13 protein-coding genes and 2 tRNA genes are annotated in these 15,014 nt (G+C 60.2%); 6 read left to right on the top strand and 9 right to left on the bottom strand.

Translation table 11 applies throughout. The annotated features are described in order from the left end of the window. Nucleotides 1-34 precede the first annotated feature (34 nt). The 7 genes from AXW84_RS05210 to mltG all read right to left on the bottom strand — a co-directional run bounded on the left by AXW84_RS05210 (nucleotide 35) and on the right by mltG (nucleotide 4,950). Entirely contained in the window at nucleotides 35-1,306 is a 1,272-nt protein-coding gene (locus AXW84_RS05210) for a zinc dependent phospholipase C family protein (RefSeq protein WP_068229623.1), read from the bottom strand. A 223-nt stretch (nucleotides 1,307-1,529) separates the two neighbouring features. Then, a tRNA-Ser gene (locus AXW84_RS05205) sits at nucleotides 1,530-1,614 on the bottom strand. 73 nt (nucleotides 1,615-1,687) lie between these two features. Continuing rightward, nucleotides 1,688-1,774 (bottom strand) — tRNA-Ser (locus AXW84_RS05200). Nucleotides 1,775-1,878: 104 nt separating this feature from the next. Further along, nucleotides 1,879-2,853: a YihY/virulence factor BrkB family protein gene (locus AXW84_RS05195; RefSeq protein WP_068229620.1), complete on the bottom strand. Its 975-nt coding sequence runs from the start codon at nucleotides 2,851-2,853 to the stop codon at nucleotides 1,879-1,881. Between the two features lie 10 nt (nucleotides 2,854-2,863). Continuing rightward, nucleotides 2,864-3,352: an acyl-CoA thioesterase gene (locus AXW84_RS05190; protein WP_068229617.1), complete on the bottom strand. Its 489-nt coding sequence runs from the start codon at nucleotides 3,350-3,352 to the stop codon at nucleotides 2,864-2,866. Nucleotides 3,353-3,667: 315 nt separating this feature from the next. After that, nucleotides 3,668-3,862 (bottom strand): hypothetical protein, encoded by a 195-nt coding sequence (locus tag AXW84_RS24535; RefSeq protein ID WP_157886821.1) that lies wholly within the window; start codon nucleotides 3,860-3,862, stop codon nucleotides 3,668-3,670. Beyond that, nucleotides 3,862-4,950: an endolytic transglycosylase MltG gene (gene mltG / locus AXW84_RS05185; RefSeq protein ID WP_082773714.1), complete on the bottom strand. Its 1,089-nt coding sequence runs from the start codon at nucleotides 4,948-4,950 to the stop codon at nucleotides 3,862-3,864. The genes AXW84_RS24535 and mltG overlap by 1 nt, the downstream gene beginning before the upstream one ends. A 183-nt stretch (nucleotides 4,951-5,133) precedes the next feature. Between mltG and AXW84_RS05180 the strand changes: the two genes are divergently transcribed. Beyond that, nucleotides 5,134-5,766, top strand: coding sequence for an L-threonylcarbamoyladenylate synthase (locus tag AXW84_RS05180; RefSeq protein WP_068229615.1), 633 nt, complete (start codon nucleotides 5,134-5,136; stop codon nucleotides 5,764-5,766). A 98-nt stretch (nucleotides 5,767-5,864) separates the two neighbouring features. Here AXW84_RS05180 and AXW84_RS05175 read toward each other — a convergent pair whose 3' ends face one another. Together AXW84_RS05175 and AXW84_RS05170 are read right to left on the bottom strand one after the other, a co-directional pair. Further along, nucleotides 5,865-6,767: a lysophospholipid acyltransferase family protein gene (locus tag AXW84_RS05175; RefSeq protein WP_236943252.1), complete on the bottom strand. Its 903-nt coding sequence runs from the start codon at nucleotides 6,765-6,767 to the stop codon at nucleotides 5,865-5,867. Next, entirely contained in the window at nucleotides 6,764-7,624 is an 861-nt protein-coding gene (locus AXW84_RS05170) for a hypothetical protein (protein ID WP_068229612.1), read from the bottom strand. Before AXW84_RS05170 ends, AXW84_RS05175 begins: the two co-directional genes overlap by 4 nt. Before the next feature lie 33 nt (nucleotides 7,625-7,657). Here AXW84_RS05170 and AXW84_RS05165 point away from each other — a divergent pair, with 33 nt between their 5' ends. From AXW84_RS05165 to AXW84_RS05150, 5 genes are all read left to right on the top strand, one after another. Further along, on the top strand, nucleotides 7,658-8,236 hold the full coding sequence (locus AXW84_RS05165) for a WbqC family protein (RefSeq protein ID WP_068229610.1): 579 nt from the start codon (nucleotides 7,658-7,660) through the stop codon (nucleotides 8,234-8,236). Beyond that, nucleotides 8,188-8,292, top strand: coding sequence for a WbqC family protein (locus AXW84_RS26495; protein WP_157886820.1), 105 nt, complete (start codon nucleotides 8,188-8,190; stop codon nucleotides 8,290-8,292). Before AXW84_RS05165 ends, AXW84_RS26495 begins: the two co-directional genes overlap by 49 nt. 157 nt (nucleotides 8,293-8,449) lie before the next feature. After that, nucleotides 8,450-11,053, top strand: coding sequence for an ATP-dependent Clp protease ATP-binding subunit (locus tag AXW84_RS05160; protein ID WP_068229607.1), 2,604 nt, complete (start codon nucleotides 8,450-8,452; stop codon nucleotides 11,051-11,053). Nucleotides 11,054-11,180: 127 nt separating this feature from the next. After that, the gene (locus AXW84_RS05155) at nucleotides 11,181-13,319 is read left to right on the top strand and encodes a S9 family peptidase (protein ID WP_082773713.1); all 2,139 of its coding nucleotides are present in this window, start codon (nucleotides 11,181-11,183) and stop codon (nucleotides 13,317-13,319) included. 77 nt (nucleotides 13,320-13,396) lie between these two features. Next, complete coding sequence (locus AXW84_RS05150) at nucleotides 13,397-14,965, top strand: acyl-CoA carboxylase subunit beta (protein WP_068229604.1); 1,569 nt, start codon at nucleotides 13,397-13,399, stop codon at nucleotides 14,963-14,965. Nucleotides 14,966-15,014: the final 49 nt, after the last annotated feature.

Here is a 15,014-nt window from a genome sequence, read left to right as displayed (position 1 = left end):
TAGAATACGTCTTAGTATTCAATAAAGCAGGGGCTTATTTATTGGCCGGTACCGTGGCCAGGGCCCGCAGTTCCGTCAGGGCCTCATCGGTTTCGCGGCGGTTTTTGGATTCCTGCTCCTCCGCATCGGCCGGCTTAGTTTTGCTGGAATTAAAGAACGTCAGGATGTTGGACCGCATAGGCGGCGTGACGCCCTCGAACTTTTCCTTGGCCAGCTTGCGCACCCATTCGCCGTAGGTTTTGTCGGCCAGCGAGTACTCACCGAAGCGAGTGTCGTGGCCCGTATCAAAATCCTGGTTCGCTAGCACTGGCGGCGGGGCCGCTGCGCCTTGTTCGCTCAGCAGGCTGCAGTAACTTTTCATGACGTTGGCAAAGCTAGCCCGGAAGATTTTCAGGGCTTCCTTGGTGGGCGGGCGAAAAGCAAACGGCTTGAGCGGACCAACTTTGGGCAGAATGCCAATGAGCCCTGACATCATGCGGGCCGCCAAGCCGGGGCGCTTGTAGCCGCTGCCGTACAGCTGGTGGTATTCTTTTTTGCTTTGCTTGTACACAAACTCGCGCCGCTTGATGCGCGGGTTTGCCTGTTGGATTTCCTTTTTTTGGTAGTGCCACGCCGAGCGCGAGGCAAACGGGATGATGCGCTGCACCGAGAACCGGAACGTGGCAATGCTCACGTCGGTGTTTAGAAACACCTTGCCCAGCGGCAGGCCATAGGTTTTTTCAAACGCCCGCTCCAGCAGTTCCTTCGAAACTTCGAAGCCGATGGCGCGGTGGTACTCTTGGGTGCGGTAGTGGCCGGCCGCTACCTGCGACACGTCAAAGGCAAATTCTAACTGGGTGTGCTGCTTGGGGCCCTCGGCGTAGGTAATGACGTCGCCGTACTTGGCTTTTAGCTCGGGGTACACCAGGGGCATAGCAAGGTTGGTGCCTTTGGAGTGGCCGCTCAGGTCGGCGGCGTAGTGGGCCAGGGCCCCCAGGGCAAAAGCGTACTCGTTGCGGTCGTGGGCACCGTCGAGCAGGTTGCGCACAAAGTCGCCCGAGCGCACGTAGTGGGTGAGGTTGGTGAACAGCATGGCCCCCAGCGGGTAGTAGCCCATATCCTGGATGATGGCGCCGCCGTAGGCGTAGGCCCGGGCTTTTTCAAGGTCTTCGGCTGTCGCCCCGGGGTAGCGGCGCTCCAGGGCAGGCACCAGGCAGCGCTTCCAGCACGAATCAACGTTGGCCTGGTGGGTGAGCACAGAGTACGCGGCGGCGGGCCGCAGGCTCAAGGCGCCCAGTGCCAGCAACAAGGTGAAAAACCGGAGCATGTAGAATAAGAAATAAGGGGAAAGAGACAATAGCGCAACTGGGGATAGAACCTACTAAATTAAGTATAGAAGCTTAGCAATGTATAGAAGCTTAGCAATAAATGGCCCAAACGGCAAAGCACCACCCCGCGTTGCTCTGGAACGCCGGGCGGAATAAAAGGGCAACAAAAATCCCCGCCTCCATGACGGAAACGGGGACAAAGGCTGCCAGCAAGCGACGGTGCAGAGAAGGAGGGATTCGAACCCCCGGACCTGTTACAGTCAGCGGTTTTCAAGACCGCCGCAATCGACCACTCTGCCACTTCTCTGGGTAAGAAAAGACTGCAAAGCCGGTTGCTGACAACAAAAAAAGGCTCTTCCTGCACTAGAAAAAGCCTTTTGTAGAGAAGGGGGGATTCGAACCCCCGATACCGTTGCCGGTATAACGGTTTTCGAAACCGTCGCATTCGACCACTCTGCCACCTCTCTATCGGGCCCCCGAGTGGTTCGGGGACCGCAAAAGTAAGAACCAAGGCGCAGCGAACAATAAGGCGCGCGCATTTATTTATCAGTAGGGCCCCGGCAGGATGCGCTTACCGGTTCATTTTCAACGGCTCATTGGGCGTATTTTTTTTGAGGCGGCCCGTCACCACGTCCACGCTCACGTTCACCTCGAAGCCGATGATGAGCGTCATGCACACGAATTCGAGCCACACCATAAAGCCCACCAGGGCCCCGATGGAGCCATAGAAGTGGTTGTATGAGTCGAAAATGCGCACGTAGAGCGTGAACAGGAACGACACCAGAAAGATGAGCAGCGTGGCCACCACGGCCCCCGCCGAAAGCAGCGGCCATTTGTCGTGCACGGGCGGCACGAAATAATAAATCACGCACGTCGTGCTCAGAAACAGCGCCAGTAGCGAGCCGTAGCGCACCGCCGTCAGCACGAGGTCGGTGTAGCGCTCGGGCACAATCTCGTAGAATACCAGCCCGTCGATGAGGTAGGTGCCGAAGAAAATACCGGCAATGGCCAGCCCGAGAATAGACGCCAACACAAAAGTCAGCGCCGTGGCAATCATCCGTTTGCGGATGTAGCTGCGGTGCTTGAAGTTGGGGTACTTCTTCTCGAACGCGTCGAGCAGCGCCATGATGCCGTTGGAGCTGAGCACCAGGGCCGTCCCAAACCCGAACGAGAGCAGGCCCCCGTGCGGAATGTTCACGATGTCCTCAATGGTAGAGGCCGTGGCGGCGTACAGCTCGGGCGGCATGAAGTCGCCCAGGAACTGCAAAATGTCCACGTTCAGGTTCGGCACCGGAATGTAGGGGATGAGCGTAAACAGGAAAATAATGGTCGGGAACAGGGCCACCGTGAGGTTGAAGGCCATGTAGGCGGCGCGCTTTTCCAGGCTATCCAGGCGCAGCTCCAGCAGTACGCGGTCCAGCACGTCGTACAGCGACGCCTGGCCGCCAAACAGCCGGAACCGCTTAAGTCCCACAATGGCGCGCCGGTAGGACCGCTGCTGGCGCAGGTCGGGCAGGCGGGCGCGGCGGAGGACGGGCGAGTGCATGGGCGGGGCGCTATTTACCAAAGGCCGCCGGCGCGGGCGCGTCCGTCGGCACGGGCAGAACACCACCCAGGGGCCCCGCCGTTTCGTCGTCGCTAAAATACGGCGCCAGCTTGTCGGCAATGTTGGCCGGCACCGGCACGGGCCGCCCGGTGGCCGTGCTCACGAACACCATCAGCGTGTGGCCCTCGGTGAGCAACTCGCGGGCTTCGTTGTACACCTCGTACTCGAACAGCACTCGCGAGCCCTCGGCGGGCTGCTTCAGCAGCAGCCGGATGGTGAGCAGGTCGTCGTAGCGGGCCGGGCGGCGGAAGCGCGTGCGCAGCTCGCCCACCGGCATCCCCACGCCGTCGGCCTCCAAGTCCTTGTAGCGAATGCCCAGCTGCCGAAACGCCTCGGTGCGCGCCACCTCAAAAAACGCCGCGTAGTTGCCGTGGTACACATAGCCCATCTGGTCAGTCTCGGCGTAGCGCACGCGGATTTGGATGTCGGAACTGTACATAAGGTTGATTTTATTCTGATAGTCCGTATTCCTTGGGCAGATTCAACAAATGGTAACCATATATTTCCACGTTGAATAAGTCTACCACAATTACTAAAAAAATATCAGCTTTTACAGTTGATACTAACACGTGCTCAAACCGTCCGCTTGCACTTCGCCATACATAAGACTTGTTCCCTAATTGACTGAATTAAAAAAAGTCCGTCATGCTGAGCTTGTCGAAGCATCTCTACCGCTTCGTTGCAACGGCATTGATTACTTATGCGGTAGAGATGCTTCGACAAGCTCAGCATGACGACCAAGTTTTATCTTCTTCTAATTCTCTAATTCAGGAACAAGTCTATATTCTACTACTTCTTCTAGTAGCTTATGGCTTCCCAAGTCGGCGAATGGAACCGCTTCTACATACGGCCAGATATCCAATGGTGGCTCCGCTGTTTCAGTAACATTCAGCATCGGCGCTTGGAATGTTTGCTGAAAATCCTCAGCACTCAGCTTGTTGGTATTCATTACTTAATCCCCGCCCGGTTCAGGGCCGCTTGGTAGCGGCGGGCGTTCAGGATGTGGTCGCGCTCGTTGGTGGCGAAGGCGTGGTAGCCGCTGAAATCCTCCTTGGCGCAGAAGTAGAGGTAGTCGTTGTCCTCGGGGTGCAGCACGGCGTCGATGCTGGCGATGCTAGGCAAGTCGATGGGCCCCGGGGGCAGGCCGGCGTACTTATAGGTGTTGTAGGGCGAGTCTTTTTGCAGGTGCACATTCAGCACGCGCTTGATGGTAAAGTCGCGGTTAGCGTACACCACGGTGGGGTCGGCTTGCAGCTTCATGCCTTTTTTGAGACGGTTGAGGTACACGGCCGCGATGCGGGGGCGCTCGTCGGCGTGCTGCTGCTGCTCGGCCTCCACGATGCTGGCCAGGGTGCTCACCTGGGCCCGGCTGAGGTGCTCCTTCTCGCGGGCCGCGTCGCGGGCGGGTGTCCAAAACTTCTCGTATTCCTTCTTCATGCGCTGCATCAAGTTCTCGGCCGACGTGTTCCAGTAAATCTGGTACGTATTGGGAATGAACATGGTGAGCACCGTGGTGGTGTCGAAGCCCAGGCTGTGGGTGTAGGCCGGGCTGGCCAGCAGCGAGTCGATGTGGGCGGGGCGGGCGTCGATCTGGCGGGCCAGCTTGGCGGCCAGCTCCTGGCGCAAGCGCACGTTGGCAAACGTGAGCTTGAGCGGCGACTGGATGCCGGCCCGCAGCACGCCGATGAGCTGGCGGTTGGTGTAGCCGTCCTTCAGCTCGTAGCGGCCGGGCTTCACGGCGCCGGGGCGGTCGTACTTCATCAGCTTAGCCACGAAGTGCAGCGAAAGCCGGTCGACCACGGTGTTGGTTTTATCCACCGAGTCGAGCACAGCTTTCCAGCTTTCGCCCCGGTGGACGAGCACGTAGGTGGGCGTACCCTTGGTTTCGATGTTGGCCGTGAAAAAAATCTGATAGAAATAATACGAGAAGCACACCAGGCCCAGGCCCAGGATGGAGACGACGGCAGCGTTGCGGTTGCGGCGGCGCACCGACAGGTCGCGGCGCTCAACGCTTGACAGTTTGGCAGGTTCGGGCATGGAAGAAACGGGGGTCAGCGAAAGTGCAATCCCAAAAGTACGCACCCGCTGGCCGGGGCCCCGGCGGGCGGCGGGGCCCCGGGCCGGAATTTTATGCGGGGATGAAACGGAGTTGTTGCTTACTTTTCCGCCCATTTTGGGCCTTCGCGGTCCGCCCCTCTTCTACTCACCACCCCTAACCATATGTCTGCCACGCTCCTTCGCATCCACCCCGACAACCCGCCCCTCAACCGCATCCAGCAGGCCGTGGACGTTCTCCGCAAGGGCGGCGTGATCATTTACCCTACCGACACGGTGTACGGCATCGGCTGCGACGTGACCAATGCCAAGGCCGTCGAGAAAGTGTGCCGCATCAAGGGCCTGAACCCCGAAAAAGCCAACCTGAGCTTCATTTGCCACGATTTGTCGCACATCAGCGACTATGCCCACGGCATCAGCACTACTACTTATAAGGTCATCAAAAAAGCCCTCCCGGGGCCTTTCACCTTCCTCTTTGAGGCCAGCGCCAGTGCCCCGCGCCACGGCGGCGTGAAGCGCAAAACGGTGGGCATCCGGGTGCCCGACAACCAAATTATCCTGAGCCTAGTGAAGGAATTGGGTAACCCCATCGTGAGCACCTCGGTGCGCAGCGACGAAAACACGCTCGAAGAATACGTGACCGACCCGGACCTGATTTTCGAAAAATACCGGGCCCTGGTGGACCTAGTTATCGACGGCGGCTTCGGTGGCAACGTGCCCAGCACCATCATCGATTGCACCAACGACGACTTCGAACTAGTGCGCCAGGGCGCCGGCGACATCGAGCAGTATTTGTAAGGCCCCACGCTGGCCTTCCGGCCACAATAGAAAGCGTCCCCGCTGCGCCAGCTTCTGCTGGAACGGCGGGGACGCTTTCTATTGTGGCCCGGGCATCCTTACGGCCGTTTGTGTTTCCAGCGGCGGTGCGTCCAGAGGTACTGCTCGGGCGAGGCCTGAATGTCGCACTCCAGCTGCCGGGCGAAGGCCTCGGTGATGGGCGACGTGCCCTCGGGGGCCCCGGCCACGGCGGGGCCCCAGGGCATTTCGGTGAACTTAATTTCGTAGTGGCCGCGCCGCACCCGCCGGATGCCCACGTACAGCACGGCGCAATCGAACTGCGCCGCCAGCCGCTCGGCGCTGCTGTAAAAGCCAGTGTCTTGGTGAAGGAAATTGGTCCAATAGGGCCGGTCTTCGGGGCCCGCGGCTTGGTCGGTGAGCAGGCTGATGTTGCGGCCGCCGCGGCGGTGCTGCACCAAGTAGCGCAGCGTGCCCAGCATGGGCACGGCCTCGGCCCCGGTGCGGGTGCGCACCCGCCGCATGAAGGCTTCCACAAACGGGTTTTTGAACGGCTTGTACACGCCGGCCATCACGCCGGGCAGCGCCAAGGCCCCGCTGCCCAGTATCCACTCCCAGTTGCCCATGTGCGAGCCCAGGGTAATGACGGGCCGCTGCCGCGCCAGGGCCCCGGCCATCAGCTCGGGGTTCACCCAAGTGGCCCGGCGCGCCAGCTCGGCCGGGCTGATGGCCGCCAGCTTCAGAATTTCAACGATGAGCTGCGTGAAATGGCGGTAAAAATTTTCGGTAATGCGCCGGATTTCCGCCTCGCTCTTATCGGGGAATGAGTTGCGCAGGTTGTTCTGCACTACCCGGCCCCGGTAGCGCAGCCCGTAGGCCAGCAAGTAATACAGCCCGTCGGCCACCACGTACAGGGCCCCCAGCGGCAGGTGGGCCAGGCCCAGCAGCAGCCAGTTCAGGGGGGCGTAGTACCACGGGTATGGCCGGGCAGCGGGTGCCTTCACCGCGACGCGGCCCCGGCGGGGGCGTACTCGGTGCTGCTGCGCTGGCCGGTGGCGCGGTGGCTGGTGAGGAGCTTTTTGCCGCTGTACACGTCCACGAGCAGCGTGAATTCGCCCTCGGGCAGGGGCCCAAACGGCAGTTGCCCAATCACGGTGGTGGGCCGCCCGGCCTGGGGCGTAAGGGGCGCGTCGGCGTCGGCCGCCGTGCCGTCGGCTGCGGCCAAGTGGTAGTGCAGGCGCAGGGACTGGCCGGCGGGGGCCCCTTGCAGCTCGGTGTAGAAGTACAGATTATCAGCCCCCCGGCCAAAGAAGCCGCTGGGGGCCCTGGTCAGTAGGTAGCCGCCGCGCAGGAAGGCGTCGTCGCCGTTGCTTTTCACGGCGGGGCGGGCCAGCAGCAGCACGTCGCTCAGCGTGGGACCCGCGGGGGCCTCCAGCACCAGCGGGCGCTCCACCACGGCCTCGCCGTTGGCGGCGCGGTACTGGTCGCGCACGGTGCCGCGCAGCGTGTAGCGGCCGTCGGGCAGCGGGATGCGCTTGAGGAAGCTAACCGGGTTTTTCAGGGCCAGCGTGGTGTCGTTGATGACCGGCGGCTTCAGAATGACCGTTTCCTTATACGCCGGTTTGCCGTCGGCCCGGAGGATTTCGAGCGTAACGGTGGCCGCCGACTGAAACGCCCGCGGGGCCCGCTGCCGGTAGGTGAGCGACTGGGTGGGCACCGTGACGTACACCTCCACTTCGGCGCCTTTTTCCACCTGGTTCGGGTTGCGGAAGCGGGCCACATCGAGCAGTAGGCGCGGCGGACCCGCCTGGGCGGCCAGCGCCGGGGCGAGGCAGGCCCATAAAATTAGGAGGAAACGCATGGTGCAAAAATAGCGTTGCCGTTACTTCGCCCCATGCTCATCCTTTCTGAACTGCCGTACCACCCGCCAGCGGCATTTTTTGCGGCCCTGCTCCAGGCCGATGGCCTCGTGCTGGAAGCCCAGGAAAACTACCGCAAGCAAACCTACCGCAACCGCTGCCTCATCCGCACAGCGCAGGGCGTGCAGGCCCTCACGGTGCCGGTGGTGGACGGCAACCGCGCCGAAAAAGTCAAAACGTCCGATATTGACATTGATTACCGCCAAAACTGGGTGCACCGCCACTGGCGCACCTTGCAAACCGCCTACGGCAACAGCCCGTACTTCGAGTATTACGCCGATTACCTGCACGACATCTACCGCACCAAACCCACCCGGCTTTTTGAGCTGAACCTGGCCTTCTTACGCCTGGAACTGCGCTGCTTCCGCCTCACGCTGCCCGTTACGTTTAGCACCGATTACCGCCTCCCCGGGCAGCCGGGGGCCCCGGGCTGCCTCGACCGGCGCGACTGGCTGGGCCCCAAGGCGGGGGGGGCGGGCCTGACAGTCCGGCAGCTTTGGGCCTGGTGCAGCCCTATCCGCAGGTGTTTGGCCCAGGTTTTGAGCCTGGGCTGAGCGTCCTGGATTTGCTGTTTGCGCAGGGACCAGCGGCGGGCGCGTATTTAGGTTGAAGGTTTAGCAAACTTCGCTCGCCCGTTTTCGTTTCTCTTTTGCCCGAACCTTCGCCTGAATTGGCTTGTTTTCAAGCTACCCCGGCTCAACCCGTTTTCGTCAATTATTTCTATTCCCGACGCGGGGCTATCCATTTTTTTCATTACGTTTATCTGCATGGAAGCTAAATTCTCAAACCGCGTCAAGGAAGTCATCTCCCTGAGCCGGGAGGAGGCCATTCGCCTCGGCCACGATTACATCGGCACGGAACATCTGCTGCTGGGCATGATCCGCGAGGCCGAAGGCACGGCCCTCGGCTTGCTGCGCAAGCTGGGCGTGGCCCTCGACGAGCTAAAGTTCTCGCTCGAGCAAGCCACCCGCAACACCGCTACGCAGGGCAATAGCATTACCGGCTCAATTCCGCTCACCAAGCAGACGGAGAAAGTCCTAAAAATCACCTACCTCGAAGCCAAGATTTTCAAGTCGGAAGTCATTGGCACCGAGCACCTGCTCCTCTCGATTCTGCGCGACGAGGACAATATTTCTTCTCAAATTCTCAGCAAATTCAACGTGAACTACGAAACCGTCCGCGATTCGCTGGATTACCACGGTAACGCCACGCCCGCCGCGAAGGCCCCGGATACCGACGACGACGACAACGACCGCCTCTTTGGTGGCCAGCAAGGCCGCGGCCAGGGTACCGGCAATGCCCCCGGCGGCGCTAAAAAAGCCGGCGAGAAGTCGCGTACCCCGGTGCTCGACAACTTCGGCCGTGACCTCACTAAACTGGCGGAAGACGACAAGCTCGACCCCATCGTGGGCCGCGAAAAGGAAATTGAGCGCGTAGCCCAAATCCTGAGCCGCCGCAAAAAGAACAACCCCATTCTCATCGGTGAGCCCGGCGTGGGCAAAACGGCCATTGCCGAGGGCCTTGCCCTGCGCATCATTCAGAAAAAAGTAAGCCGCGTGCTGTTCAATAAGCGCGTCGTGACCCTGGATTTGGCTTCGCTGGTGGCCGGCACCAAGTACCGTGGCCAATTTGAGGAGCGCATGAAGGCCGTGATGAACGAGCTGGAGAAGTCGCCCGACGTGATTCTGTTCATCGACGAGCTGCACACCATTGTGGGCGCCGGTGGTGCTTCGGGTTCGCTCGACGCTTCGAACATGTTCAAGCCGGCCTTAGCCCGCGGCGAAATTCAATGCATCGGCGCTACCACGCTGGATGAGTACCGTCAGTATATTGAAAAGGATGGGGCCCTGGCCCGCCGCTTCCAGATGGTGATGGTGGACCCCACCACGCCCGAGGAGACGATTGAAATCCTACACAACATTAAGGACAAGTACCAGGACCACCACCACGTGGTGTACACGGACAAGGCCATTGAGCAGTGCGTGATGCTGAGCGACCGCTACATGAGCGACCGTTTCCTGCCGGACAAAGCCATCGACATTTTGGACGAAGCCGGGGCCCGCGTGCACATCAACAACATCGTGGTGCCCGAGGACATTCTCACGCTCGAAGAGCAGATTGAGAACATCAAGGGCGAGAAAAACCGCGTGGTGAAATCGCAGAAATACGAGGAAGCCGCCAAGCTCCGCGATACCGAAAAGAAACTTCTGGACCAACTCGAAACGGCTAAGAAGAGCTGGGAAGAGGAGACCAAGAAGAAGCGCTACACGGTGAAAGAGGAAAACGTGGCCGAGGTAATCGCCATGATGACCGGCATCCCTGTTTCGCGCGTGGCCCAGAACGAAAGCCAGAAGCTGCTCAACATGGGCGAAGAGCTGCAAGGCAAAGTAATCGGCCAGGAGAAAGCCATCAAGCAGTTGGTGAAAGCCATCCAACGCACCCGCGTGGGCCTAAAGGACCCCAAGAAGCCGATTGGTTCGTTCGTGTTCCTGGGCCCCACGGGCGTAGGTAAGACAGAACTGGCTAAGGTGCTGGCCACGTATTTGTTCGATAAGGAAGACTCGCTGGTGCGCGTCGACATGTCGGAATACATGGAGAAATTCAGCGTGTCGCGCCTGGTGGGCGCGCCTCCCGGCTACGTGGGCTACGAAGAGGGCGGCCAGTTGACGGAGAAAATCCGCCGCAAGCCGTACTCGGTGATTCTGCTCGATGAGATTGAGAAGGCCCACCCCGACGTGTATAACCTGCTACTGCAAGTGCTGGACGACGGCATCCTGACCGACGGCCTCGGCCGTAAGGTGGACTTCCGCAACACCATCATCATCATGACCTCGAACATCGGGGCTCGTGACTTGCAGGATTTTGGTGCCGGCATCGGCTTTGGTACCAAGGCCCGGCAGGACAACATGGACGAGATTACGAAGGGCACAATTACTAATGCCCTGAAGAAGACTTTCTCGCCGGAGTTCCTCAACCGCTTGGATGACGTGATTGTCTTCAACTCGCTGGAGAAGAGTGACATTCACAAGATCATCGAAATTAGCCTGCGCAAGCTGCTCTCGCGCGTCAGCGCGCTGGGCTACCGCGTAGAATTAACTGACAAGGCCAAGGATTTCGTGGCGGAAAAAGGCTACGACCCCAAGTACGGGGCCCGGCCGCTGAACCGCGCAATCCAGAAATACATCGAAGACCCGATTGCCGAGGAAATCCTTAAAGCCCAAGTGTTGCACGGTGACATCATCACCGCCGACTACGAGGACGGAAAAGAAGAACTCAACTTCTCGGTAAGCAAGAGCGATGAGAAGCCCAACCTGGCCAGCGACGAGCGGCCGGCGGAGGCCCCCGAGTCGCCCGATACGGACAAGAAGTAAGCGCTAAGCGCCACTATAAGAAGCCGGTTTCCGCAAGGAGGCCGGCTTTTTTGTTACGCGCTTGTTACCTTGACCAGGCGTTACCCAGCGGCGGTTGAATAGCCTACCTCCTACTTTTTCTTGTTTTATGCGAATTCTACAACGAGCTGCCGTGGCCGGTGCGGGCGCGGCCCTCGCCACAGGGGCCCTTGCCCAAACGGCCCCCGTAGCGGCCATCAAGCCCAAGATGTTCACCAACTTTGGCATTACCCGGACAGACAACTACTACTGGCTCAACCAGCCGGAGAGCCCGGAAGTGCTGGCCTACCTGAATGCCGAAAACACTTATTACGACCAGCAGATGGCCGGCACCAAAGCATTGCAGCAGAAGCTAGTGGATGAAATCAAGGGCCGCATCAAGGAAGACGACGCCTCGGTGCCCTACCGCGACAACGGCTACTACTACTACACCCGCTTCGAGCAGGGCGGCGAGTACCCCATCTACTGCCGCAAAAAAGGCAGCTTGGGGGCCCCTGAGGAAGTGCTGCTGAACGCTAACCAGCTGGGCCAGGGAAAAACGTATTTCCAAATTGGCGGCTGGGCTGTGAGCGACAACAACCAAGTGCTGGCCTATTCCGACGATGTGGTAAGCAGGCGGCTTTATTCGCTGCGCTTCAAGGACTTGACCACCGGTAAGCTGTATCCCGAAAGTATTGCCAACACTGGCGGCGAAGCAGTGTGGGCCGCCGATAATAAAACGGTATTCTACACTAAGAAGGACGTCACCACACTGCTGCCCTACCAGGTGTACCGCCACACGCTGGGCACCGACCCCAAGCAGGATGCCTTGGTGTACGAGGAAAAAGACAACACCTTCCACGTGGGGGTGAGCCGCACGAAGTCGAAGAGGTACATTGGCATTGAACTGGCCAGTTCGTTGTCGTCGGAGTACCGCTACCTCGACGCGGGGGTCCCAGCGGCCGCATTTAAAATGCTGGCGCCCCGCGAGCCCGACCACCTGTACGAGGTGGAAAACATGGGTGACAAGTTCTACATCCGCACCAACTGGCAGGCCCCTAACTACCGGCTGGTAATGGCGCCCGTGGCCAACCCCGCCAAGGCCGGATGGCAGGATGCGCTGCCGCGCCAGCCCGAAGTTTTCCTGGCCGGCTTTGATTTATTTAAGGACTACCTGGTGCTGAATGAGCGCAAGGACGGCTTGCTGCAATTGCGCACCGTCCGCTGGAAAGACAAGCAGGAGCAGAAAATTAGCTTCGACGAAGTGGCGTACACGGCCACCGTCGGCGTCAACCCGGAATTTGATGCGCCGACGCTGCGCTACAACTACACGTCGCTCACCACGCCTTCGTCGGTGTACGACTACGATTTTGCGACGCACAAGCGCACGCTGCGCAAGGAGCAGGCCGTGCTCGGTGGCTTCAACCGGGCGGATTACGTGACGGACCGGGTGTTTGTGAAGAGCCGCGACAAGGTGATGATTCCCATGTCCATCGTGTACAAAAAGGGCACGAAGCTCGACGGCAGCGCGCCGCTGCTGCAATACGCTTACGGCTCTTACGGCATCTCGATGGACCCCACCTTCAGCGCGGCGCGCCTAAGCTTGCTCGACCGCGGGTTCGTGTACGCCATTTGCAACATCCGGGGCGGACAGGAAATGGGGCGGCAGTGGTTTGAAAATGGGCGGATGCTGCATAAAATGAACAGCTTCGCCGACTTTATCGACTGCTCGGAGTACCTCACGAAGCCCCACGTTTCGCCCAGCGACGCTGGCCAGGTCCAGTACTCGTCCACGGCCAAGCTCTTCGCCATGGGCGGCAGCGCCGGGGGCCTGCTTATGGGCGGCATCGTGAACCTGCGGCCCGACCTGTACAAAGGCGTCATCGCCGCTGTGCCCTTTGTAGACGTGGTGACCACCATGTCGGACCCCAGCATCCCGCTCACCACCGGCGAGTACGACCAGTGGGGCAACCCCGCCGACGAGCCTTACTTTAAGTACATGCTCTCGTATTCGCCCTACGACAACGTGAAAGCCCAAGTCTACCCCAACCTACTGGTAACCACCGGCTTGCACGACTCCCAGGTGCAGTACTACGAGCCGGCCAAGTGGGTGGCTAAGCTACGCGCCACCAAAACCGACCACAACTTGCTGCTGCTGCACACCGACATGGCCGCCGGCCACGGCGGGGCCTCCGGCCGGTTCAAATCCATCGACGACACGGCGCGGCAGTTCGCGTTCATGCTGCTGGTACTGGGCCTGAATTCCTAAGCTGAATTTCCGGCGCTTTTGCCTGGCCTGCCGCCTATCTTTGGGGCCCTACTTTTCTCGCTTCGCTCCCACCCGCAATGCCCGACCCACACGTTCACGACGCCCTTACCAAAACCGATTTATTAGCCCGCAAAAACGAGGAAGCCCTGCTCGGCGGCGGCCAGGCCCGCATCGACTCGCAGCACAAAAAAGGCAAGCTCACAGCCCGCGAGCGGCTGGATTTGCTGCTCGACGAAGGCTCGTTTGAGGAAATTGGCAAATTCGTGATGCACCGGGCCCGTGATTTTGGCCTTGATAAGGAGCACTACTTGGGCGACGGCGTAGTGACGGGCTACGGCACAGTGCACGGCCGGCTGGTGTACGTTTTCTCGCAGGATTTCACGGTATTCGGTGGTTCGCTGAGCGAAACCCACGCCGAGAAAATCGTGAAAATTATGGACCTGGCCCTGAAGAACGGGGCCCCCGTGATTGGGCTAAACGACTCCGGCGGGGCCCGCATCCAGGAAGGCGTGGTGAGCCTGGGCGGCTACGCCGATATTTTCTATAAGAATACGCTGGCCAGCGGCGTGGTGCCGCAGTTCTCGGCCATCATGGGGCCCTGCGCGGGCGGCGCGGTGTATTCGCCGGCCATCACCGACTTCATTCTGATGGTGGAGGACACGAGCTACATGTTCGTGACGGGCCCCAGCGTGGTGAAAACCGTGACCCACGAGAACGTGACCAGCGAAGAGCTGGGCGGCGCCAGCACCCACAGCACCAAGAGCGGCGTCACGCACTTCACGGCCGCCAATGAGGTGGTGTGCATCCAGCAGCTCAAGCAGCTGCTGAGCTACATGCCCCAAAACTGCGAGGAAACGGCCCCGGCCCAGCCCTATGCAGTACTGGGCGACGAAAGCCGGCCGGCACTCGACACCATCATCCCGGACAACGCCAACCAGCCCTACGACATCCGCGAAGTAATTGAGGGCCTGGTGGATGCGGGCTCGTTCATGGAAGTGCACCAGCGCTTTGCCGAGAACATCGTGGTCGGTTTTGCGCGATTGGCGGGCCGCAGCCTGGGCATTGTGGGCAACCAGCCGGCGGTGCTGGCCGGCGTGCTCGACATCAACGCCAGCACCAAGGCCGCGCGCTTCGTGCGCTTCTGCGACTCGTTCAACATCCCGCTGCTGGTGCTGGAGGACGTGCCCGGCTTCCTGCCCGGCACCGACCAGGAGTGGCGCGGCATCATCACCAACGGCGCCAAGCTGCTCTACGCTTTCTGCGAGGCCACCGTGCCGCGCATCACCGTCATCACCCGCAAGGCTTACGGCGGGGCCTACGATGTGATGAACTCCAAGCACATCGGCGCCGACCTGAACTTTGCCTGGCCCACCGCCGAAATCGCCGTGATGGGCGCCAAGGGCGCGGCCGAAATCATCTTCAAGCGCGAAATTGCCGCCGCTGACGACCCCGCCGCCAAGCTCCAGGAAAAAGTGGCCGACTACCAGGAAAAATTTGCCACGCCCTACCGCGCCGCGCACCGTGGCTTCGTAGATGAAGTAATTCTACCTTCCCAAACCCGCCAGAAGCTCATCCGTGCTTTTAAAATGCTGGAGAACAAAGTAGATACCCTACCACGTAAGAAGCATGGAAACATTCCATTGTAGCTTGGCATCTGCTATTCCCCTGCGTAGTCCGTTCCAATGAATGGTTTTT

Source organism: Hymenobacter sp. PAMC 26628 (assembly GCF_001562275.1).
Classification (GTDB): domain Bacteria; phylum Bacteroidota; class Bacteroidia; order Cytophagales; family Hymenobacteraceae; genus Hymenobacter.
This window is presented reverse-complemented; position numbering and strand designations above follow the sequence as displayed.

Bases quoted from the DNA above. Each gene is read 5' to 3' on its own strand.
- AXW84_RS05210 (WP_068229623.1), bottom strand. From the start codon at position 1,306: ATGCTCCGGTTTTTCACCTTGTTGCTGGCACTGGGCGCCTTGAGCCTG.
- AXW84_RS05195 (WP_068229620.1), bottom strand. From the start codon at position 2,853: ATGCACTCGCCCGTCCTCCGCCGCGCCCGCCTGCCCGACCTGCGCCAG.
- AXW84_RS05190 (WP_068229617.1), bottom strand. From the start codon at position 3,352: ATGTACAGTTCCGACATCCAAATCCGCGTGCGCTACGCCGAGACTGAC.
- AXW84_RS24535 (WP_157886821.1), bottom strand. From the start codon at position 3,862: ATGAATACCAACAAGCTGAGTGCTGAGGATTTTCAGCAAACATTCCAA.
- mltG (WP_082773714.1), bottom strand. From the start codon at position 4,950: ATGCCCGAACCTGCCAAACTGTCAAGCGTTGAGCGCCGCGACCTGTCG.
- AXW84_RS05180 (WP_068229615.1), top strand. From the start codon at position 5,134: ATGTCTGCCACGCTCCTTCGCATCCACCCCGACAACCCGCCCCTCAAC.
- AXW84_RS05170 (WP_068229612.1), bottom strand. From the start codon at position 7,624: ATGCGTTTCCTCCTAATTTTATGGGCCTGCCTCGCCCCGGCGCTGGCC.
- AXW84_RS05165 (WP_068229610.1), top strand. From the start codon at position 7,658: ATGCTCATCCTTTCTGAACTGCCGTACCACCCGCCAGCGGCATTTTTT.
- AXW84_RS05160 (WP_068229607.1), top strand. From the start codon at position 8,450: ATGGAAGCTAAATTCTCAAACCGCGTCAAGGAAGTCATCTCCCTGAGC.
- AXW84_RS05155 (WP_082773713.1), top strand. From the start codon at position 11,181: ATGCGAATTCTACAACGAGCTGCCGTGGCCGGTGCGGGCGCGGCCCTC.
- AXW84_RS05150 (WP_068229604.1), top strand. From the start codon at position 13,397: ATGCCCGACCCACACGTTCACGACGCCCTTACCAAAACCGATTTATTA.